The following is a 20,576-nucleotide window of genomic DNA, read 5'->3' on the forward strand; positions in this document are numbered from 1 at the left end:
GCTGATTTCATCAGCTTTTACAGCCCTACTCAACTGTGCGGAGGTGGGACGACGAAATCGAATTCTAACGAATTACCGATTTCTGTCTCACTCTCTTTTACTCTATAAAACTTTTGCACTGGTGCGGGTAATATCTTCTACTTTTATATTGTGTGCTTCAAACTTGGCCTTCAAGGAAATCAAGTCAATGTCTCCGTCAATTTGTACCTCAATAACAACTTTGCCATCCTTCCGAGGAATGTTGACCGTATTTGAAATATTGAGGTTTTCTTCGACAAGTAAGGCGATAATATGCGATAGGACACCAACCTCGTCTTCTGTGACAAAGCGCATGCGGACACCCTCTTCGCCGTAGCCAGAAACTTCCAGAAAGGCCTTGAAAATGTCGCGGTCTGTAATGACGCCATAGACCTGCTCATTGTCAACAACTGGTAAGATTCCAATTTTATTTTTCAGCATCAAATAAGTCGCATCTTCTAGACTAGCATACTGGGAAATAGTAACAACATCGTGAATCATCACATCTTTTACTTTGGTTTTATTCAGAAGATAGTTCATTTCATAAATAGATAGGCTCGTTGCCTTTGATGGACTTGCTTCTGCGATTGTTCCTTCTGTCACCAGTCCCACCAGCTTATCATTTTCAATCACGGGCAAGCGGTGCAATTTTTGGTCGCGCATAATATCTGCCGCATGCGCAATCGTTGTGTCTGGACTAATGTATACAACCTTGCGTGTCATAAAATCTTTTACTGCCATGAGAAGCCTCCTCTAGTTTCTTTTTCTAATCTTATTATACTGTATTTTCCAACTAATTTCAAACGCTTTCACAGTTTTCTCTTATGTTTTCAAAATTTAGAAAAATCAGGCAGGCTACCTATAAAAAAGCTAGATTCGCCTATGAGAAAACGAGGGGGAATATTTGACCCAACCTCGCTTTAGCCTATCTCTATAGTTTCTTGTCTAATACCACTAGCGACAAGATGACCAAAAGCAATTGAAATAAGAAATTGATCAGCCTAATGCTACTTTTCTATTATTTCTCTAAACTTCTGACAAAGGCCTGGTAAGTCTGTTCCATTAGCATGGTAATCGTCATCGGCCCGACTCCCTTTGGAACTGGAGTAATGAGACTAGCCACTTCTGCCACTTCGTCAAATTTAACATCGCCAATCAGCTTGCCATTTTCATCCCGGTTCATGCCGACATCAATCACGACAGCTCCCTCCTTGACAAAGTCCTTGGTCACAAAGTGCCCACGCCCAATAGCCACCACCAAAATATCTGCTTTCTTGGCAACTTCTGCCAAGTGATGGGTCCTTGAGTGCGTCAACGTAACGGTCGCATTTTTAGACAACAGAAGCTGAGCCATGGGTTTACCGACAATATTACTACGACCAATCACCACCGCATTCTTGCCTTCCAAGTCCACCTTGTATTCGCGGAACATTTCCATGATTCCTGCTGGTGTAGAAGGGATCATCAAGGGATGCCCCGACCAAAGCCGCCCCATATTGGTCGGATGAAAGCCATCTACATCCTTGTCTGGATCAATGGCTAATAAAACCGCTTCATCATCAATGTGAGCTGGCAAAGGAAGCTGGACTAGGATGCCATGCCAAGCTGAATCCTGATTATATCGAGCAATCAAGGCTAGCAATTCTTCCTGAGTCGTTGACTCGGGCAGACGCACAACTTCACTGCGAAAGCCAGCAGCTAGAGCAGACCGCTCTTTATTTCTCACATAAACTTGACTGGCTGGATTGTCACCCACCAAAATCACCACTAAACCAGGTTCCTGACCTGTCTCTGCTTTTAACTTTGCTGTTTTTTCTGCAAGTTTCGCTTGAAGCTTTTCTGCTAAAGCTTTCCCGTCAATAATGTTTGCCATTCTTTTCTCATTTCTTTTTCACTATATTTATTCATTATATCAGAAATCCTTCTATCCCACCTATACATTTTTCTTATATAAAGTTATAAGATTAAAGACTGAGCTTGGCGAGCAAAATAAAAAAGCAGAAGCCTGCTTTTTAGTATAATAATTCATAAATTTCCATGGCAATCAAGTCAATACTATCGAAAGTATAAGTCTCACGCGCTGCCACATCACGCAGAGTAAAAATTGGTCCATTTTCTTCGTCGTAGCTGTACGCCACTTCGGCAACAACCACTCCTTCACGTTCAAAATTACGTTTTAAATTTCCACCATCTTTGGCCATAGCTTCCAAACGATTGATGATTCTAACTAAATGTGATTCCATTTTATTTCTCCTATTTACTTGCTTCTCTCCTATTTTACCATAAAAAGAAACTGAAATACCAGTAAAAGACCATTTTTTTCTCTTTTTCGCGCTATAATTTCTCAAAAAATCAGTCTCAGGGAGTATTTTGTAGTAAATTCTTGCATTGTGTAAGAATACTGATATAATGAAACTATAATACTTTGACTATTTTTGACCATTTAAAAATAGGTGGATTCACGGCCAAAGAAAGAGGTAGAATATGCTTTGTCAAAATTGTAAAATCAATGAATCAACCATTCATCTCTATACAAATGTAAATGGAAATAAGCAGCAGATTGACCTTTGTCAAAACTGCTATCAAATCATGAAAACAGACCCTAACAATAGTCTTTTTCGAGGACTGACTCAGGCTAACAACCAAGGAATTGACCCTATTGATGATTTCTTTAACAGCCTTGGTAATTTCCAACAACTGCAAGAACCAAATCCAAATATCCCGCCAACTCAATCTGGAGGAGGCTACGGTAGCGGTGGCTATGGTGGCAATTCCAACCGTGGATCTGGTCCGCGCCAACAGGCTCCGCAAAAGCCGAAAGGTCTCTTAGAAGAGTTTGGTATCAATGTGACTGAGATTGCTCGTAAAGGAGAGATTGATCCTGTCATCGGTCGGGACGAAGAGATTACCCGTGTCATCGAAATCCTCAACCGCCGCACCAAGAACAATCCTGTCCTTATCGGAGAGCCTGGTGTCGGAAAAACAGCCGTGGTCGAAGGCCTAGCCCAGAAGATTGTGGATGGGGATGTGCCTCATAAACTACAAGGCAAGGAAGTTATCCGTCTCGACGTAGTCAGCTTGGTACAGGGAACTGGTATTCGTGGCCAATTTGAAGAGCGGATGCAGAAGCTCATGGACGAGATTCGCTCCCGTGAAGACATCATCCTATTTATCGATGAAATCCATGAAATTGTCGGAGCAGGCTCAGCTGGCGATGGCAATATGGACGCTGGAAACATTCTTAAACCAGCTCTGGCTCGTGGCGAACTCCAAATGGTCGGAGCAACCACCCTCAATGAATACCGTATCATCGAGAAAGACGCAGCACTGGAGCGCCGCATGCAGCCAGTTAAGGTGGACGAGCCGACAGTAGAGGAAACGATTACCATCCTCAAGGGTATTCAAAAGAAATACGAGGACTACCATCACGTCAAGTACACAGATGCGGCTATTGAAGCAGCTGCGCTTCTCTCCAACCGCTACATCCAAGACCGCTTCCTGCCAGACAAGGCTATCGATCTCTTGGACGAAGCAGGCTCTAAGATGAATCTGACCCTCAACTTTGTTGATCCTAAGGTCATTGACCAACGTCTGATTGAGGCCGAAAATCTCAAGGCTCAGGCCACCCGTGACGAAGACTTTGAAAAAGCAGCTTACTTCCGCGACCAGATTGCCAAATACAAGGAACTCCAAAAAACAAGCGTGCTGGATAAGGATATTCCAATTATCAGTGAGAAAACAATTGAGCATATCGTGGAGCAAAAGACCAATATCCCAGTCGGCGACCTGAAGGAAAAAGAACAGTCTCAACTGATCAATCTCGCCAGCGACTTAAAAGCCCACGTCATCGGCCAAGATGATGCCGTGGATAAGATTGCCAAGGCCATCCGCCGCAATCGGGTCGGACTAGGAAGTCCTAATCGTCCAATCGGAAGCTTCCTCTTTGTCGGGCCAACTGGTGTCGGTAAGACAGAGCTTTCTAAGCAACTAGCCATTGAGCTCTTTGGCTCGGCTGACAGTATGATTCGTTTTGACATGAGTGAATACATGGAAAAGCATAGCGTAGCCAAGCTGGTTGGTGCGCCTCCAGGCTACGTCGGCTATGAAGAGGCTGGCCAGTTGACTGAGCGCGTCCGCCGCAATCCATACTCGCTCATTCTACTGGACGAGGTAGAAAAGGCCCATCCTGACGTTATGCACATGTTCCTGCAGGTTCTGGATGATGGCCGCCTAACCGATGGTCAAGGTCGGACTGTCAGCTTCAAGGACACCATTATCATTATGACATCCAATGCCGGAACGGGCAAAGCTGAAGCCAGCGTTGGCTTTGGGGCAGCTCGTGAAGGCCGCACCAATTCCGTCTTGGGTGAATTGGGCAACTTCTTCAGTCCTGAGTTCATGAACCGCTTTGACGGCATCATCGAATTTAAGCCACTCAGCAAGGACAACCTCATGCAAATCGTCAACCTCATGCTGGACGATGTCAACCAGCGCTTGGCAACCAATGACATTCATCTGGATGTTACAGAGAAAGTCAAGGAAAAGCTAGTTGATTTGGGCTACGATCCGAAAATGGGAGCTCGCCCACTGCGCCGCACCATTCAAGACCATATCGAAGATGCTATTACTGACTTCTATCTGGAAAATCCAAGCGAAAAAGATCTCAAAGCTATCATGACCAGCAATGGCAAGATTCTCATCAAATCAGCCAAAAAGGCTGAAGCAGAAAAAACCAAGCTCGATGAAAGTCAAAACTAACTGACTTTGGTTCTGCATTTTAATAACCTTTTAAAAATAAAGCAAGAAGAGAACGGACAAAGCATACCGTTCTCTTCTTATTTTATTTTTTAGAAGACGCTTCACCAGCAAATATAGAAAACAAGCTAGCCAAGTATTCCTTATCATCTCCTGTGGAGCTCACTGGATAGACTTAGCTTTTAGTGTCCTCTAGCGTAATTAACCATGTCGTAGGGCAGGGTATTAGCTCTTTCTTTCAGTGAGTAATTTTCTAAATTATTGACATTTTGGCGCAGGCGTTTGGCATAGCTGCTTGAGATCAATTTATTTTTCTCGTATTCGAAGATGATTTTTCTCTCCAAATAGTAGCCCCACATCATTTCTGAGATGTTGTTAGGCTTGATACGCGTAATAACCCGCTCGATGAAGGCACCGCTGCCGATAATCTCTGTTTCCCTTAGTCGAGATTCCTGCAAGAATGTAATCAGCGAGGGCTTGTAGATTCCTTTTAGATGTTCCAAGCTTTCGATAATGACTTCGGTATTGGACAGGTAAAGCTCTGCTATATCCTCCATGTCCTCGGCAGTCAAGCGCTTAGCTCCCCCTTGCCTCCAAGAACGCCATCTGGCACCAAGAGTGACGATTTCATGGAGCAACATGCGCAATACACGCAGCGTAACAAGAAACATATAGGTAAAGCTAGAAGCCAGATTGCGATTGATTCCCTGCTCGATATTTTGCAGGTAACGCTGATAGATGTGATAGCTGCGATCGCTGATTTTTCCTTCCTCAAAAGCTTGCTCCAGACCATCATTTTCGATACTCAAAATCAATAATTTTAGAGCTGCTAAGTCTCGCTGAGTGGCCTTATCTTCCTGTTCAAGGATTAAATTTTCGATCCGGCCATGGTAATTGTCAATAGCCGCATAGAGAGGTGCCTTAGCCTTAGCCTGCTTGAGACTCGCTTCCAGTTCACCCACCACTTCATTTAAAATAGCAATGTGCATCAGGTGCTCGGCTTCCTCTTCTCTCTCCTCAGATAGATGCGGAAGAGTGAGCAAGCCTGTCATAAAGCTCAGAAAGGTGACACCCGCCACCAAGAAAAGCAGCAAAGGATAGGCCTGCTCAAGCTGACTCGGAATCAAGAGAATGGTGGCAATGGAGACGGTTCCTTTGACACCTGAAAAAGTCAGCAGCAGCATTTCCTTCAGGTAGTTCCCAAAATTCTTGTGCAATCTTCTAATTCGAATGAAGTAAAAAGTGAACAACATGACAAACCGAAGGGCAAAGAGCAGGAAAGTCAAAAGAACAATGCTTACTAACAGCAAGAGATTATCGTAAATCGGGCTCTTTAAGATTGGCTCTGCAATCATTTCCAGTTCCATTCCTAAAATGATAAAGACCGAGCCATTAAGCATAAAATTAACTGTATTCCAGATGGTCTCCGTGACCGAATCTACCTGAGCTTCCAAAAGCGTAATCCGCTTGAAGCGACTGGCCTTAAAGATACCAGCGACGACTACTGCGATAATCCCTGAAACATGGATTTCCTCTGCTAAAAAGAAGGTAACCAAGGGTAGACTCAGCTCCAGCAAGAGCTCACTGGCAATATCTGACACTTGGGCACTCATCAAGAGCTTATGTAGCCAGCGATTGAGGCCAGCACTGAGCATCCCGATGGCAAAACCACCGATAATTGAAAGAACTAAAGAAATGCTAGCTTTTCCTAGGGAAAAACTTCCTGTGGTCCAGGCCAGAAGGGCGACACGAAAAGCCACTAGACCAGACGCATCATTGAGCAATCCTTCTCCTTTTAGGATATTTTCCACCCGCTTGGGGAAGGAAAAACGCTCTGAGAGAGAAGCAAAGGCAACCAAGTCTGTCGGACCCAGAGCTGCTCCTACGGCAACACAGGCCGCCAAGGGCAAGGCTCCCCAGATAAGATGAGCCAGATAGCCCAAGCCGACCGTTGAAATAAAGATAACTGCAAAAATCAAGTATAAAACGATTCTCCAATGTTTGAGGATACTGGTAACATTGCTTTCCTCAGCTTCTCGAAAGAGCAAGGGCCCGATTACCAAGGCCAAAAACAGCTCTGTATCCAAGTGAAATTTCTCCTGAGGAATGATAAAGCCAAGCGAAATTCCCAGCACAATTTGCACTAGAGGTAGAGGAAGCTGGGGCAGCAAGCGGTTGGTCACATTCGATACAACCAACAGGAGTAGAAAAACAATCGTGTAGAGAAGGATTTCCACTTTGAACCTCCTTTATCTTTGCTGGCAGCACTCTTTAAACAATTCTTTTTGCTCCGAAATCTTTTGATCAATTTTGGATAGATCGCAGTGCTCAATCATCTTTTGGCAGCGCTCCATCTCTAGATTCACCAATTTTTTCTTGATTCGCAGCATTTTTTTATTCATTTTGGCCTCGTCTAAAAAGCCATCATTCGTTTCTTCCTTGGCAGACTCGACGTATTTGTTTCGTAAGCCAGCCAATTTTTCATGCAAATATTGCTTGTCCATTTTTTCTCCAAATGATTCCTCAGAAAGTTTTTAGCAATCTTGGAATCCTTATTTTCCTTTTAATTTCTCAATCATAACCAAAAAAGGCGGATTATTAATCTGATTGATGGTCTTGTAGAGGGCAACGGTGAAGTCCTGCTGAGGCAGCTGACTGACGAAGTCTAGCACGGCATCTTTTTCAACTTCGCCACCTTCATGCCCGTAGTAAATCATGATAGCTGCGCGGCCGCCTTTTTCTAAGCCCCAGCAGACCTTTTCCAAAGCTTCCAGCGTCGTATCGGGGCGGGTAATGACAGACTTGTCCGCCGAAGGCAGGTAGCCAAGATTAAAAATAGCTGCCTTGAAATGGTCCGTGTATTGGTCCATAGTCTCATGCCCACCCAAGATTAGCTGGGCATTGTCCAAGCCAGCTTCTGCCAAACGTTGGCGAGTCTTTTCCACGGCCTGCTCCTGAATGTCAAAAGCATAGACTTGCTTGGCCAACTTAGCCAGAAAGAGGGTGTCATGCCCATTGCCCATAGTAGCGTCCACCACAGTATCTTCCTTGGTTACGACTTTAGCCAAAAAAGCATGAGCCATTTGTAAAGGTCTTAACATACGAATCTCTGCTCCTTTGCTTTACAGCCTTGCTTGCTGCCACGACGGCGCATTTCTGCCTCAATGGCATTGAGCACTTCCCATTTATTGAGGCTCCACATAGGGCCAATCAGCATATCTCGCGGGGCATCGCCTGTGATACGGTGGATGACGATATGCTCGGGGATAATCTCCAGTTGGTCGCAGATGATGGAGACATACTCCTCCTGACTGAGCAGCTGCAGCCGCCCCTCATGATAATCCCGCTGCATACGGGTATTGGTCATCAAGTGAAGCAGGTGAAGCTTAATCCCCTGAATGTCATTGTCCGTCACACAGCGGCGGACATTCTCCAGCATCATCTCATGGGTCTCACCCGGCAGACCGTTAATCAAGTGAGAGACAATCTCCGCCTTGGGAGCCAGCTTACGGACTCGCTGAACCGTCTCCACATAGAGCTCATAGGAATGAGCACGGTTGATAAGGTCTGAAGTCTCCTCGTAGGTGGTCTGAAGCCCCAGCTCCACGGTCACATGCATGCGTTCGGACAGGTCAGCCAAGTAGGCGATGGTCTCGTCAGGCAAACAGTCCGGTCGAGTCCCGATATTGAGTCCAACGACACCTGGCTCATTAATGGCCTGCTCATAACGCTCGCGAATCACTTCAAGCTTCTCGTGAGTATTGGTAAAGTTCTGGAAATAAACCAGATACTTTCGAACATCTGGCCACTTGCGGTGCATAAAGTCAATTTCCTTATAGAACTGCTCGCGAATGGGGGCATCAGGTGCCACAATGGCGTCACCAGAGCCCGAAACAGTACAGAAGGTACATCCTCCATGCGCCACCGTCCCATCCCGATTGGGACAGTCAAAGCCCGCATCAATAGGCACCTTAAAAGTCTTTTCTCCAAAAAGTTTTCGATAATAATCATTCAAAGAATTGTAAGATTTCATACCTTCCATTCTACCACAAAAAGGAGCCTAGAAACAAAAATTTCCTCTTTCACCAAGAAAGAAGAAAATCATGGCTCCCACTGATAATGCTTAAGATTCACACAGCCATTGGCCTTCAAGTTCACTCCCTCTGCCCAAAGCAAGTGCGCTTGCTCTTCCCAGCCCGGTGCGAGACGCCCTACCGCATTGACCACCCGATGGCAAGGATGCTTGCCGCCATAAAGCTCCGACTGACTGAGAATCTTTCCCACCAAGCGGGCGTTTTTAGGCCGTCCAATCAAACGAGCAATCTGGCCATAGGTTGCCACGCGCCCAGCAGGAATCTCATCCACAAGAACTAAAACCGACTTTATGATTTCTTGATTTAAAACGGACATGCTAATCTCCCCCATCTCACTTGCTCCTATCTTAAAGAAAGAGGCCTCCTTTGTCAAGACAACAGAGAGTGGGACAGAAATCGGTAATTCGTTAGAATTCGATTTCATCGTCCCACCTCCGCACAGTTGAGTAGGGCTGTAAAAGCTGATGAAATCAGCCTAGTAGAGCCCACTCAACCACTGCGTCTTGCTAGACAATCCAAAGACAATTGAGAGGCTAGGACTTTTGTCCCAGCCTCTTCTCATCTCTATTTATTTCTGCTTATTTCTGCTTTCCCTTGAAGCGCCACTGAAAGCGCAGCTTGTCATAAAAGGGAAACTCGATATTGAGAATGGCAAAGCCCATCAAGGCTCCTCCGATTACATCCGTCGGATAGTGCACGCCCAGATAGACTCTGGATGCCATAATGGTCAAGATAAAGAGCAAGAGCAAGCCCTGTACCAGACGTTTGATTTGTTGATTCTGCATCCGTTGCTGGACGATAATCATCAAAGTCCCCACCACAATAGCTGTCGCCATGGCATGTCCGCTCGGGAAAGAATAGCCACCCTCTTCAACCAAATGCAAGATACTAGGGCGGCTTCTTTGGTAAAGGAGCTTAATCAGCTTAATCAAAATCCCATGTAAGACCAGATTTCCCGCCAGCAAGGCAGCTTCTAGCTTCCATTTTTTATAAAGGAAAAATAGGACAAGGGCAGAAACCCAGATGATAATCCCCATCGGATCAATCACACTGGTCACTAGTTTGAAAAATGTCGTCAAAGCTGCAGGCAAGTCTCCCCGCAGCCAGGTCTGAATCGGAGTGTCAAAGCTGGTCAGCTGCTCTGGATAAAACTTGACCATGTAGCCTAGTATGACGAAAAGTAAAAGGGCAAAAGAGCCCTTTGTTAGATAAGATTGTCTATTTTTCATAGCGTTTTAGAACGGGCGTCAAAAGCGTGTAAATCAGCCAGAAAGCCACCGCCCAGATTACTCCTTCTAATAGGTTAAAGGGAACAATCATGGTCAGCAGGTACTTGCTTACACCAATCATCTGACCGATATCAAAATTTGCAAAACGAGCATAAAGCGGAATAGCATAAAAAGCATTCAGCACCAGCATACTTGCAGTCAAGGAAAGAATTCCTAGGAATGATGCAAGCAGATAGCTCATCAAATCTCTCTTCTTTTCCCAGAAAAGAGCAAAGAAGATTACATAGACCAGAATCGCCACAATATTAATCGGCAAACCGATCAAGGTTTCCACTCCATGACCATTTAAGGACAATTTTAAAACAGAGCGGATGAGCAGAACTGCTACAGAACTCTTAAAATCCAAGAGAACCAAGGCTAATAAAATCGGAATAATCGAAAAATCCAATTTTAGAAACTCGGCTACCAAAGGGATTTGATAGAACATGAGCAGGAAAGATAGTGCAGATAAAGCCGCTACTATCGCCATTTTGCGCGTATTTGTCATAACAGGTTCCTCCAATTTATAAAAATTAGAGAAGCTGGAAGGCTGTTAACACAAGGCCCGAAAAATCCTTTCACAATTTATAAGAGTATATAAAATACCCCTTAAAATAAGATTAAAACGACCAACCGGCCCGGCAATAACGCCTTTCGTCTTCTCCCATCCAGACTATACTGTCGGTTGTGGAATCGCACCACATCAGCTTTCGCTCGCGGACTTATTTGGCTAAGATATTTTAGATTTATCTAGGCGTCGCAGTCGAAGATAATACTTAAAGTATATCAAGACAAGACAACGACGAGAAAGCTAAAATAGCTAGTCAAACTTACCGCCGGTCGGGAATCTCACCCTGCCCTGAAGACCCTTTAATCATAACAAAAAACGCTTGCACTTGCAAGCGTTTTGATTGATGTAAGCATAAATAGTTCAATAGAATCAATTTCATATATACCTACTTTTTACCTATGGCTTAATGCTGATCCCACCAAGCTTCCATCTCTTGATAAGAGTTGATGGGGGTTTGCTCGCCTGTTTTAGGATCGGTAGCTACAACATCTATTTTATCCTGACCGATTGGCGCAAACCAATGACGCATATCCTCAAAAACAGACTCTTTTGTGTTTTGTCCCTTACGCAAATTTACTTTAAATATTTTTTCTTCCTGCACTAATTCGATCATATCTGGATATTCCTGATACAAATTGATATTAGCTGTCTTCGGAAATTTCTCCTTATCATTAAAGCCAGAAAATGAGAGATGCCAAAATATTATACCTGCATGGTAAGGATCCATTGCTTCTTGGAGGTTTGTCGGACCAAACCCCATATCCATCTCCTCCATATAAGTCTTGGCATCAAAACCTTGTGGAGCTTCCTGAAATTTCTCTGTCTCTAAATCCAAAAATAGGTATCGACCATTGCGACTATCAGGTTCTTCTTTAAGAGATACCAACACAGCCACGTAATCTTTTCCATTATAATAGACAGGATCCCACCCCCATGGTTGGAGCTGATAATCATATCTATATAGTTCCTTATAGAGATCAATCTTCCGTTCCTTAAAATCCTTCGTACGCAAGTCATGTAGAATCAGATACCAATAATCTCCCTCTAGCTGATGCCTATTATTGGCAAGACGTTCCTGCGCCCTACGCTCCTGAGATACCAGATAGTTTTGAGTAGGCCTTGCGCCACTTTCGCGACCTTCTTTGTCCAGGCCAACCACATACTGTTGCTTATCTCCAAATAGTAAAATTTTATCCACTTTTGTTGAAAAATCATTATACTTGACTTCGTCCTTCTGAACAGTGAGATGGTTGTATAGGAGCACTGCAGAAAAGATACTGATTAGAAGGAGGGTGCAGATGACCCACTTATGTTTTATCCATTTCATATGTACCTACTTTCTAGGCTAATTTCCTGTAGCCTGAGCTGGTGAGACAAGCCCATTTTATTTCAACTTATCCGCTTCGTATTCATGCACCAAGTCTAGTCCTGCAAAGTTCTGCTGCCGCAAGGCTTCGTAGACAATCATGCAGACTGTATTAGAGACATTTAAGCTGCGGACATGCTGGTCATTCATGGGAATGCGCAAGGCCTTTTCTGGATGCTGACGCATAAAGTCCTCTGGCAAGCCTTTGTCCTCACGACCAAACATGAAATAATGCGACCCTTCTGCTGCAAAATTCTCTTCCGAGTAGACTTTCTCGGCAAACTTAGAAATCAGATAGAGTCGTCCGTCCATCTGCTTCATAAAGTCATCCAGACTCTCATAGAAGCTAATATCCAGCTTATCCCAATAGTCCAGTCCAGCCCGCTTCATTTTACGGTCGTCAATGGGAAAGCCCATGGGCTTGATGATATGGAGGGGAGAATTGGTCGCTGCGCAAGTACGAGCAATATTGCCTGTATTCTGCGGAATTTGTGGTTCAAAAAGGACGATATGATTTTGCTGAGACATAATTTTTTCCTGATTTTCATTAGAATAAAAAAATAGCCACACTGCCCGGAGTCAAGCTCAGCAAACAGCGTGGTTAAGGCATCATTAACTTACATCACAACAGGTTTGATGTAAATCAATGAGGGTACCTTCCTAGTATATCATTTTCTTCCGACAAGTCAATAAAAACGACTTCAAAAAGTGAGATTTTTGTAGGATTTCTTTTGAAACAGCTTACTATTTTGTAAAAAACGGCTTTATTGAGATTTATAGATGAAATTTTATATAAAAAAGGGTATGATAGATACATATTCGGGAGGAATAATATGAAAATTATCGTCGTCGGAAGCGGAAAGGTCGGCGCCGCCCTTTGTCGCTCACTCGTTGCTGAAAAGCATGATGTCGTTTTAATTGAACAAAATGAAGCGGTTCTAAATCATATTACAAAACGCTATGATATTATAGGCATCGTTGGAAATGGTGCAAATTTTAAAATCTTGGAGCAGGCAAATGTTGCCCACTGCGACATTTTTATTGCCATGACGGAGCATGATGAGGTCAACATGGTTTCAGCCGTTCTCGCAAAGAAAATGGGAGCCAAAGAAACCATTGTCCGCGTGAGAAATCCTGAGTATTCCAACCCATACTTTAAAGAAAAAAATATTCTGGGCTTCTCTCTGGTAGTCAATCCTGAGCTCCTCGCTGCTCGTTACATTGCCAATATCATTGATTTTCCTAATGCCCTGTCCCTAGAGCATTTTGCCAATGGCCGAGTGACCCTGATGGACTTTAAAATCAAGCCAGAAAGCCATCTCTGCCAAATGAACCTCTCGCAATTTAGGAAGCATTTCCCCCACGTTATAATTTGTGCTATTGAAAGAGAGGGCAAGCTCAGTATCCCAGATGGTGATTTCACCTTGCAGCCATCTGACAAAATCTTTCTAACTGGAAATCGGTCAGAGATTGTCCGTTTCCACAATCAAATCCGACCAAGAGTCATCAAAAGCCTCATGATTATCGGAGCAGGCAAGATTGCCTATTATCTATTAAACATTCTCAAAAACAGCAAAATAGAGCTCAAGGTCATCGAAATCAATCGCCAGCGAGCAGAGTTCTTTAGCCAAGAATTTCCAGAACTCTATGTGGTCAATGGAGATGGAACAGCCAAAGACATCCTACTGGAGGAAAGAGCTGCGCACTATGATGCGATCGCCACACTGACAGGGGTCGATGAAGAAAACATCATCACTTCCATGTTCCTTAATAACCTGGGAGTTCAGAAAAACATCACCAAAGTGAATCGGACCAGTCTGCTTGAGATTATTGACAATCAAGACTTCGCAAGTATTGTCACGCCGAAAGGGATCGCAGTTGATACCATTATGCACTTCATCCGCGGGCGGAATAACGCGCAATTCTCTAGCCTAGAAGCCTTACACCATGTGGCAAATGGCCAGATTGAAACGCTCCAATTCCAGATCCACGAAGGAAACAAAATGATTGAGCAGCCTCTTTCTCAGCTCAGATTGAGGAAAGGGGTCCTGATTGCAGCGATTATTCGTCAGGGTGTAACCATCTTCCCAAGTGGAGATGACTATTTAGAAGTCGGAGATAAGATCCTTGTTACGACCTTGATTCAAAATATTGACAAGATTTACGATTTGTTAGAGAGGTAGTCCCATGAATAGATCTATGATTCGCTTCCTCCTCTCTAAACTCCTGCTAATCGAAGCAGCCCTCTTGTTGGTTCCAACAATCGTTGCCCTTATCTACCGTGAAGATCTTGAGGTCTTCCTTTCTATCGGCGCAACAATGTCCATTTTAGTGATTTTAGGTGGATTAGGTTCAGCCTTTAAGCCCAAGGATGTCCATATTTACACCAAGGAAGGGGTTCTGATTGTTGCCCTTTGCTGGATTCTCTGGTCCTTCTTTGGCGCTCTGCCTTTTGTCTTTTCTGGTCAGATTCCAAATCTAATTGATGCTTTCTTTGAAGTCAGCTCTGGTTTTACCACTACTGGTGCTACGATCTTAAACGATGTATCTGTCCTTTCCCATTCTCTCCTCTTTTGGCGTAGCTTTACCCACTTGATCGGAGGAATGGGGGTGCTGGTCTTTGCCTTAGCTATCATGGACAATGCTAAAAATGGCCACTTAGAGGTCATGAAAGCAGAAGTTCCTGGACCAGTCTTTGGTAAGGTTGTGTCGAAATTAAGAAACACCGCCCAGATTCTTTATATTATCTATCTAGCGCTCTTTGCCCTTTTTGCCTTTCTTTATTTCCTCGCCGGCATGCCACTCTTTGATAGTATCGTCATCGCAATGGGAACGGCTGGTACGGGAGGCTTCACTGTCTTTAACGACGGAATTGCCCACTACAACAGTTCTCTAATCACCTACCTTGTCAGCTTCGGCGTTCTGACCTTTGGGGTAAACTTCAATCTCTACTATTATCTCTTGATTCGAAGATTTAAGGCCTGTTTTCATGACGAGGAGTTGAAAGGCTATCTCTGGATTGTCCTCACTGCCACTATTTTGATTAGCTTCAATGTTCTCCATATTTACGGGGAATTTGCTAAAAGCTTAGAAATTTCATTTTTCCAAGTTTCCAATATCATTACTACGACAGGATTTGGCTATGGGGACACTGTGCAATGGCCCCTCTTCTCACAAATTATCCTGCTTTTCCTTATGTGTCTCGGAGGATCTGCTGGCTCCACAGCTGGTGGTTTCAAGGTTATTCGTGCCATCATCATCGGCCGCATCGCTAAAAACCAAATCCTCTCCACACTTTCGCCAAACCGTGTTTTGACCATGCATATCAACGGCGCTGTTTTGGATAAAGATACCCAACACAAGGTTCTTAAATATTTTACAGTCTATATGTTGATTATTGCGGTCTTGGTTTTCATCATCAGTCTGGACAATAGCAATCTAATGACCGTTGTCAGTGCTGTCATCAGCTGCGTCAATAATATCGGACCAATGATTGGAACCACCGAGACCTTCTCTATCTATAGCCCATTTTCTAAATTCCTACTCTCTCTTGCCATGATTGCAGGGCGTTTAGAAATCTATCCAATCTTGCTTCTATTCCTACCAAGAACTTGGTCTAACAGATAGCAGGGAAATAGCTATAATATAATACTTAGCTTTATCATCGAGTTCAAAACAAGTTATAACCACCTATGAAAACGGGTGACTTGTACACCAGCTATAAGCCGTTTCCCTCTAGCGACGTCTAAAGACGTTCGCTGAACTTCTTTTAGGTTAATGCTATGATTACTTGACTAATGCCCGTAAAAACGGGCTTTTATCTTGTTCTAAAACTGCCATCTGAGAACGCTTTGACCTTAACTTATCAAAGACAAGGGCATTTTTTCCCAATCGCGTATATATTTAGAAACTATCTTTTCATTTAGGCCCACGGTACTTACATAGTCTCCTCTCGCCCAAAACTTTCGATTGTCATAATAGAACCCCTCTTGTTTTTCAATCTGAACAGGAGGCGGGGATTTTGAATTGAAATGAATAAGACTTAGTTTCGTGTTATTAGCATTTTCATCACTTCATTTTAATCGTAATCAGCATACCTCCACCAAGCTATTGTTGCGATAAGACCTAGAATACTTACCCCAAATAAACTGACACTGCTCCCAAAATTCAATGTTGCTTTTCCTGCAATACCACTTGCAAGTGCAGGGATCGCCCATGGAATGTATCTTCCAAAGTTAAGAGCAGAACCAAGTTGAGAAAAAATAATTGTAAAAATAATAAATGCCAATGGAGACAAATATCCTCGGCCTAAACAAGCAAAAAAAGCCACCGGAGTAGAGAGTACGATCGTAAGAGTAGTACAAAGAACAAAAGTAAGTATACCTTTGAAAATCACCGTTAAGCTCCCACTCTCAAGTCCAATCAAATTACCAGCTAATAATCCTAATAAAAGAGCAAAAATTGATAGAATATAGCTCCATAGAGCGATAACGATAAACTTGGATAATACGATTGTATCTCTTCTTATCGGGAGCGCTAATAGGTCTATCATCGTTTTATCAGAATATTCTCTACCAAAAACCCAAGATGCTGTAAATCCAAAAATGAGCAATCCCCCAACAGAAATGACTTGTGATACGGTCATTAAGTACGACGACCAGTCTGTTATCCTCATCATTTCCATTTTTGCAGAAATCAATCCAAGATTTTTGAAATTCTCTGGATATTTCATCATAGTTGCAAACAACCCAACAATAAAAGGAACTAAACAGATAGAACAAGCAGTTACGATGGAAAGTTTTGATTTTATTAACTTTTTCCATTCAATTAAAATACAGGAACTAAGCTTTTTCATTCGAAACACCTCCATTATAGTCATTCAGTATTCTTAAGAAATAATGCTCTAAATCTTCTTTTTCAACAGCCAGCGATTTGGGCGGATAACCTGCATTAACCAGCAATGTAGCAATTTCTTCCGGATATTCCACAGATTTTTTATCAATTAGTTCTAAGAAATCGATATTATTTTCTGTATCTGATTGAATGTTCACCTGATAGCCATGGTTAGATAATACTTCTTTCATGGCCTTATTATTAGAACCACTTACTAGTAACTTCTTTTCTAAGTACTGCTCTAATTCTTTGCTTTCAACTTCTCTTATAAGTCTGCCCTCATGTATAATGACTATTCTAGTAGCAATTTTAGATATTTCTTCCAGATTATGACTTGAAATAAGAACAGTTGTACCTAGATTATTTGCCAATTCCTTTAATAGTTCTCTCACTTCAATAACTCCAAAAGTGTCTAATCCATTTGTTGGCTCATCAAGAATTAGGATTTTAGGTTTATGAATAATCGCTTTTGCAATTCCTAAACGTGCAACATTTCCTAAAGAAAGATGCTTCTCCTGTTTATGTTCATATTGCTTTAGTTTTAATTTTTCAATTACCCAGTCAATATTATCTTTATTAACCCCTCTTAATTTACTAACTATTTCTAAATTTTCTCTCACAGTTAAGTCTGGATAAGAATAAGGCGTCTCGATAATATAACCTATTTCATTTCGAAGTTCTAAATTACTCAGATCTAACTTTTTTCCTTGGATATAACATTCCCCTGATGTAGATTTTATCAATCCCAGTATCATTCTCATCGTCGTTGTTTTCCCTGCACCATTCAGTCCTAAAAAACCTACTATTTCACCACTTTTTATTGATATATTCAAGTTGTTGACAACATTTTTTGTTCCATATCTTTTAGAAAGGTTTGCGGTTCTAATTGCTTCTTTCACCATTACCTATCCTCCTTAGTAATTTGCTCAACAATTCCTTGTATGACTAACTTCAATATGGTATCAAATTGTTCTTCACCGATTTCCTCGATGTGTAATATAGTCATAGCAATCGTTCTAAATAAAGCAGAGACGATTTCTACCGATACATTTTCTCTAATGTTGATTCGGGATACAATTTTTTTAACCATCCTATCATCTATCAGATGATGATTTGTTATCACCTCTTTTGGTAATTTTCTTAGGAGTAATTCCATTTCATGATTTTTAAATATGGTATACACAAATGAATAGCGAAAATCTTGATAAAAATCATAAAGTAACTCTACCAGACGATTTGTATCTATCTTGGCTTCCATATCTAATTGTTCTGTCAGGCGATCCATAACATCTATTTGATATTCTTCTAAGACCGCAAAAAATAACATTTCCTTTGAAGAATAAAAATTATAAAAAGAACCTTTAGAAATATCTACCATTGCTGCCATCTGGTCAACTGTGGTTTTCTTAACCCCATATCTTTGCAGGCATTCCTTTGCAACTTTATGTAATTTCTTTCTAATTACTTCTTTCTCTTCAGCAGTAAAAGCAGTAGCCATAACTTCCTCCTAAAAACACTGTGACGTTTTTTGATTTTACCGTCATATCTTATCATATAAACTGAAAAATGTCAAAAGTCTTATATCTTCTTTGTAAGAAAATATAAGACTTTAAATTAACAAACACCTTAATTCTCTTCTTTTAGAGCTACTTATTTGATTTGCACGATTTAAAAAATAAGGATACAGTACTGCAAGCTCCTATTATCTGGCTTTCCTCTCTGTATCCTTATTGTATCTCAAGTTCCTTCTCTCAATTTCTCAATCATGACCAAGAAAGGCGGGTCGTTAATCTGATTGATGGTCTTGTAGAGGGCAAGGGTGAAGTCCTGTTGAGGCAGATAATCAAGATTAGCTGAGCATTGTTCAAGCCAGCTTCTGCCAAACAATAGCGGTTTATTACTTCATTTAAAACAAACAAAAAGGTCGAGACAAATGTCTCAACCTTTTTATTTAGCATAATCAACTGCTCGCATTTCGCGAATAACTGTGACCTTGATATTTCCTGGATATTCCAAGTTATTTTCAATCTTTTCACGCACATCATGCGCCAAGATTGTAATCTTATCATCCTTGATTTTCTCTGGACTGACCATGATCCGGATTTCACGACCTGCTTGAAGGGCAAAGCTAGTCTTAACTCCTTCAAAGCTGTTCGCAATTTCTTCCAAATCATGCAATCGCTTGATGTAGCTTTCCAGCGACTCACTACGAGCTCCTGGACGAGCTGCACTCAGGGCATCCGCTGCTGCAACGATGACGGCAATGACGCTCTCAGCTTCTACATCACCGTGGTGGCTAGCAATGGTATTGATAACAACTGGATGTTCCTTATACTTACGAGCCAACTCTGTTCCGATTTCCACGTGGCTACCTTCTACTTCTCGGTCGATAGCCTTCCCAATATCATGGAGGAAACCAGCACGGCGAGCCAAGTTCACATTTTCACCCAACTCTCCGGCGATAACTCCAGCCAATTTGGCAACCTCAATCGAGTGGCGAAGAACATTCTGCCCGTAGGAAGTACGGAACTGCAGGCGACCCATGATTTTCATCAAATCAGGATGCAAGTTTGGCGCTCCGATTTCATAGGCTGCGGCTTCACCATACTCTCGAATACGGTTATCAATCTCTAAGCGATTCTTTTCGACCAATTCCTCGATGCGAGCTGGATGAATCCGACCATCCTTGAGAAGAGCTTCCATAGTCATCCGAGCAATCTCACGGCGAACTGGATCAAAACCTGAAAGAGTAACCACCTCAGGCGTATCATCAATGATAACATCAATCCCTGTCAAGCTTTCAAAGGTTCGGATATTACGACCCTCTCGTCCGATAATCCGTCCCTTCATGCTGTCATCAGGCAGATGAACCGTTGAATTGGTCTGCTCAGCCACATAGTCACCAGCAATCCGCTGCATAGCTTGAACCAAGATATCCTTGGCCACCTTGTCCGAGCGCTCTTTGATATCCTGCTCCGCTTCCCGAATACGAGTCGCGATTTCCTTGGACAGCTTGTCCTCGGTCTTGGTCAAGATAATCTCACGCGCTTCCGTCTGAGTCAGGGATGCTACCCGCTCAAGCTCAGCTTCTTTTTGCTGCTCTAGCTCAGCTACTTGTGCTTCACGCGCATCAATGTGTTTAGCTTTATCAATAAGACTTTGTTCTTTGTGTTCCAAAGTCTTTTCCTTGTTGGTTAAATTGTCATCTTTGCGATCAAGACTACTTGCGCGCTCTGTTAAGCGACTTTCAATTTGTTTTAACTCTTGACGCTCAGACTTAAATTCTGCATCAACCTCTTCACGATATTTTCTGGCTTCTTCTTTTGCCTCCAAAAGTGCTTCTTTTTTAAGCGAACTGGTTTCGCGCATCGCTTCTTTGACAATCAAATCCGCTTCGCGTTCTGCCTGACCGCGTAAATTGGTTGCTTCTTGTTCAGCATTTAAAAGAGTAAGTTCCGCGGCTTCTTTAGATGTTTTCATCTTAACCGAGATCCCTACATACCCAATCACTAAACCAAAGATGGCAGCAAAAACAAAAGCAGCTATCGTATATAAGCCCATGTTTTTACTCCAAATCTATTTAATTATTGAATTCAAAATTCCTTATTATT

The 20,576-nt window shown here is 42.6% G+C and carries 19 protein-coding genes, 2 pseudogenes and 1 riboswitch; of the genes and pseudogenes, 3 read left to right on the forward strand and 18 right to left on the reverse strand.

Going from position 1 to position 20,576, the window contains the following annotated elements:
• Positions 1-102 precede the first annotated feature (102 nt).
• From FXF62_RS08595 to FXF62_RS08605, 3 genes are all read right to left on the reverse strand, one after another.
• Positions 103-759, reverse strand: a complete 657-nt coding sequence (locus FXF62_RS08595; RefSeq protein WP_149518422.1) for a CBS domain-containing protein — start codon at positions 757-759, stop codon at positions 103-105.
• A gap of 277 nt (positions 760-1,036) precedes the next feature.
• Complete coding sequence (locus FXF62_RS08600) at positions 1,037-1,891, reverse strand: bifunctional methylenetetrahydrofolate dehydrogenase/methenyltetrahydrofolate cyclohydrolase (protein WP_149518423.1); 855 nt, start codon at positions 1,889-1,891, stop codon at positions 1,037-1,039.
• Positions 1,892-2,030: 139 nt separating this feature from the next.
• Positions 2,031-2,261 carry a DUF1797 family protein gene (locus FXF62_RS08605; RefSeq protein WP_005592360.1) on the reverse strand — a complete coding sequence of 77 codons (231 nt, stop codon included), beginning with the start codon at positions 2,259-2,261 and terminating at the stop codon, positions 2,031-2,033.
• Positions 2,262-2,502: 241 nt separating this feature from the next.
• Here FXF62_RS08605 and FXF62_RS08610 point away from each other — a divergent pair, with 241 nt between their 5' ends.
• Positions 2,503-4,776: an ATP-dependent Clp protease ATP-binding subunit gene (locus FXF62_RS08610; RefSeq protein WP_149518424.1), complete on the forward strand. Its 2,274-nt coding sequence runs from the start codon at positions 2,503-2,505 to the stop codon at positions 4,774-4,776.
• A 179-nt stretch (positions 4,777-4,955) separates the two neighbouring features.
• Here the strand turns inward: FXF62_RS08610 and FXF62_RS08615 are convergent, their stop codons facing one another.
• The 9 genes from FXF62_RS08615 to FXF62_RS08660 all read right to left on the reverse strand — a co-directional run bounded on the left by FXF62_RS08615 (position 4,956) and on the right by FXF62_RS08660 (position 12,600).
• Positions 4,956-7,010: a cation:proton antiporter gene (locus FXF62_RS08615; RefSeq protein ID WP_149518425.1), complete on the reverse strand. Its 2,055-nt coding sequence runs from the start codon at positions 7,008-7,010 to the stop codon at positions 4,956-4,958.
• A gap of 12 nt (positions 7,011-7,022) precedes the next feature.
• The gene (locus tag FXF62_RS08620) at positions 7,023-7,277 is read right to left on the reverse strand and encodes a hypothetical protein (RefSeq protein ID WP_149518426.1); all 255 of its coding nucleotides are present in this window, start codon (positions 7,275-7,277) and stop codon (positions 7,023-7,025) included.
• 48 nt (positions 7,278-7,325) lie between these two features.
• The gene (locus tag FXF62_RS08625) at positions 7,326-7,874 is read right to left on the reverse strand and encodes a tRNA (mnm(5)s(2)U34)-methyltransferase (protein ID WP_149518427.1); all 549 of its coding nucleotides are present in this window, start codon (positions 7,872-7,874) and stop codon (positions 7,326-7,328) included.
• A complete protein-coding gene (locus FXF62_RS08630; protein WP_053794902.1) occupies positions 7,868-8,815 on the reverse strand; it encodes a TIGR01212 family radical SAM protein in 948 nt (315 codons plus the stop codon). The genes FXF62_RS08625 and FXF62_RS08630 overlap by 7 nt, the downstream gene beginning before the upstream one ends.
• 59 nt (positions 8,816-8,874) lie before the next feature.
• Positions 8,875-9,183, reverse strand: a complete 309-nt coding sequence (locus tag FXF62_RS08635) for an MGMT family protein (protein ID WP_149518428.1) — start codon at positions 9,181-9,183, stop codon at positions 8,875-8,877.
• Between the two features lie 262 nt (positions 9,184-9,445).
• A complete protein-coding gene (locus FXF62_RS08645; protein ID WP_149518429.1) occupies positions 9,446-10,096 on the reverse strand; it encodes a phosphatase PAP2 family protein in 651 nt (216 codons plus the stop codon).
• Complete coding sequence (locus FXF62_RS08650; RefSeq protein WP_149518430.1) at positions 10,086-10,643, reverse strand: ECF transporter S component; 558 nt, start codon at positions 10,641-10,643, stop codon at positions 10,086-10,088. The genes FXF62_RS08645 and FXF62_RS08650 overlap by 11 nt, the downstream gene beginning before the upstream one ends.
• A 144-nt stretch (positions 10,644-10,787) precedes the next feature.
• Positions 10,788-11,006, reverse strand: a riboswitch (FMN riboswitch).
• A 103-nt stretch (positions 11,007-11,109) separates the two neighbouring features.
• Positions 11,110-12,033 (reverse strand): hypothetical protein, encoded by a 924-nt coding sequence (locus tag FXF62_RS08655; RefSeq protein ID WP_149518431.1) that lies wholly within the window; start codon positions 12,031-12,033, stop codon positions 11,110-11,112.
• 57 nt (positions 12,034-12,090) lie between these two features.
• Complete coding sequence (locus FXF62_RS08660; protein ID WP_187984259.1) at positions 12,091-12,600, reverse strand: tRNA (cytidine(34)-2'-O)-methyltransferase; 510 nt, start codon at positions 12,598-12,600, stop codon at positions 12,091-12,093.
• A 305-nt stretch (positions 12,601-12,905) separates the two neighbouring features.
• On the opposite strand from FXF62_RS08660, the gene trkA reads away from it, so the two are divergent.
• Together trkA and FXF62_RS08670 are read left to right on the forward strand one after the other, a co-directional pair.
• Positions 12,906-14,255, forward strand: coding sequence for a Trk system potassium transporter TrkA (gene trkA, locus FXF62_RS08665; protein WP_149518433.1), 1,350 nt, complete (start codon positions 12,906-12,908; stop codon positions 14,253-14,255).
• A 4-nt stretch (positions 14,256-14,259) separates the two neighbouring features.
• Positions 14,260-15,699 carry a TrkH family potassium uptake protein gene (locus FXF62_RS08670; protein ID WP_149518434.1) on the forward strand — a complete coding sequence of 480 codons (1,440 nt, stop codon included), beginning with the start codon at positions 14,260-14,262 and terminating at the stop codon, positions 15,697-15,699.
• Between the two features lie 190 nt (positions 15,700-15,889).
• Here the strand turns inward: FXF62_RS08670 and FXF62_RS10920 are convergent.
• The 6 genes and pseudogenes from FXF62_RS10920 to FXF62_RS08700 all read right to left on the reverse strand — a co-directional run.
• Positions 15,890-16,055 (reverse strand): annotated as a pseudogene (locus FXF62_RS10920) (IS200/IS605 family transposase); the annotation flags it as partial.
• Positions 16,056-16,150: 95 nt separating this feature from the next.
• A complete protein-coding gene (locus tag FXF62_RS08680; protein WP_149518435.1) occupies positions 16,151-16,927 on the reverse strand; it encodes an ABC transporter permease in 777 nt (258 codons plus the stop codon).
• Positions 16,914-17,867, reverse strand: a complete 954-nt coding sequence (locus FXF62_RS08685; RefSeq protein ID WP_149518436.1) for an ABC transporter ATP-binding protein — start codon at positions 17,865-17,867, stop codon at positions 16,914-16,916. Before FXF62_RS08685 ends, FXF62_RS08680 begins: the two co-directional genes overlap by 14 nt.
• Positions 17,867-18,463, reverse strand: coding sequence for a TetR/AcrR family transcriptional regulator (locus FXF62_RS08690; protein WP_149518437.1), 597 nt, complete (start codon positions 18,461-18,463; stop codon positions 17,867-17,869). The genes FXF62_RS08685 and FXF62_RS08690 overlap by 1 nt, the downstream gene beginning before the upstream one ends.
• A gap of 239 nt (positions 18,464-18,702) precedes the next feature.
• Positions 18,703-18,804, reverse strand: a pseudogene (locus FXF62_RS08695) (SAM-dependent methyltransferase); the annotation flags it as partial.
• Between the two features lie 108 nt (positions 18,805-18,912).
• On the reverse strand, positions 18,913-20,526 hold the full coding sequence (locus tag FXF62_RS08700) for a ribonuclease Y (protein ID WP_149518438.1): 1,614 nt from the start codon (positions 20,524-20,526) through the stop codon (positions 18,913-18,915).
• Positions 20,527-20,576: the final 50 nt, after the last annotated feature.

It is taken from the genome of Streptococcus cristatus, from assembly GCF_008369405.1.
GTDB classification, from domain to species: Bacteria; Bacillota; Bacilli; order Lactobacillales; family Streptococcaceae; genus Streptococcus; species Streptococcus cristatus_G.

What these genes read in the sequence shown, in the direction of transcription:
- FXF62_RS08595 (WP_149518422.1), bottom strand. Translation starts at nt 759, where the DNA reads ATGGCAGTAAAAGATTTTATGACACGCAAGGTTGTATACATTAGTCCA.
- FXF62_RS08600 (WP_149518423.1), bottom strand. Translation starts at nt 1,891, where the DNA reads ATGGCAAACATTATTGACGGGAAAGCTTTAGCAGAAAAGCTTCAAGCG.
- FXF62_RS08605 (WP_005592360.1), bottom strand. Translation starts at nt 2,261, where the DNA reads ATGGAATCACATTTAGTTAGAATCATCAATCGTTTGGAAGCTATGGCC.
- FXF62_RS08610 (WP_149518424.1), top strand. Translation starts at nt 2,503, where the DNA reads ATGCTTTGTCAAAATTGTAAAATCAATGAATCAACCATTCATCTCTAT.
- FXF62_RS08620 (WP_149518426.1), bottom strand. Translation starts at nt 7,277, where the DNA reads ATGGACAAGCAATATTTGCATGAAAAATTGGCTGGCTTACGAAACAAA.
- FXF62_RS08625 (WP_149518427.1), bottom strand. Translation starts at nt 7,874, where the DNA reads ATGTTAAGACCTTTACAAATGGCTCATGCTTTTTTGGCTAAAGTCGTA.
- FXF62_RS08630 (WP_053794902.1), bottom strand. Translation starts at nt 8,815, where the DNA reads ATGGAAGGTATGAAATCTTACAATTCTTTGAATGATTATTATCGAAAA.
- FXF62_RS08635 (WP_149518428.1), bottom strand. Translation starts at nt 9,183, where the DNA reads ATGTCCGTTTTAAATCAAGAAATCATAAAGTCGGTTTTAGTTCTTGTG.
- FXF62_RS08645 (WP_149518429.1), bottom strand. Translation starts at nt 10,096, where the DNA reads ATGAAAAATAGACAATCTTATCTAACAAAGGGCTCTTTTGCCCTTTTA.
- FXF62_RS08650 (WP_149518430.1), bottom strand. Translation starts at nt 10,643, where the DNA reads ATGACAAATACGCGCAAAATGGCGATAGTAGCGGCTTTATCTGCACTA.
- FXF62_RS08655 (WP_149518431.1), bottom strand. Translation starts at nt 12,033, where the DNA reads ATGAAATGGATAAAACATAAGTGGGTCATCTGCACCCTCCTTCTAATC.
- FXF62_RS08660 (WP_187984259.1), bottom strand. Translation starts at nt 12,600, where the DNA reads ATGTCTCAGCAAAATCATATCGTCCTTTTTGAACCACAAATTCCGCAG.
- trkA (WP_149518433.1), top strand. Translation starts at nt 12,906, where the DNA reads ATGAAAATTATCGTCGTCGGAAGCGGAAAGGTCGGCGCCGCCCTTTGT.
- FXF62_RS08670 (WP_149518434.1), top strand. Translation starts at nt 14,260, where the DNA reads ATGAATAGATCTATGATTCGCTTCCTCCTCTCTAAACTCCTGCTAATC.
- FXF62_RS08680 (WP_149518435.1), bottom strand. Translation starts at nt 16,927, where the DNA reads ATGAAAAAGCTTAGTTCCTGTATTTTAATTGAATGGAAAAAGTTAATA.
- FXF62_RS08685 (WP_149518436.1), bottom strand. Translation starts at nt 17,867, where the DNA reads ATGGTGAAAGAAGCAATTAGAACCGCAAACCTTTCTAAAAGATATGGA.
- FXF62_RS08690 (WP_149518437.1), bottom strand. Translation starts at nt 18,463, where the DNA reads ATGGCTACTGCTTTTACTGCTGAAGAGAAAGAAGTAATTAGAAAGAAA.
- FXF62_RS08700 (WP_149518438.1), bottom strand. Translation starts at nt 20,526, where the DNA reads ATGGGCTTATATACGATAGCTGCTTTTGTTTTTGCTGCCATCTTTGGT.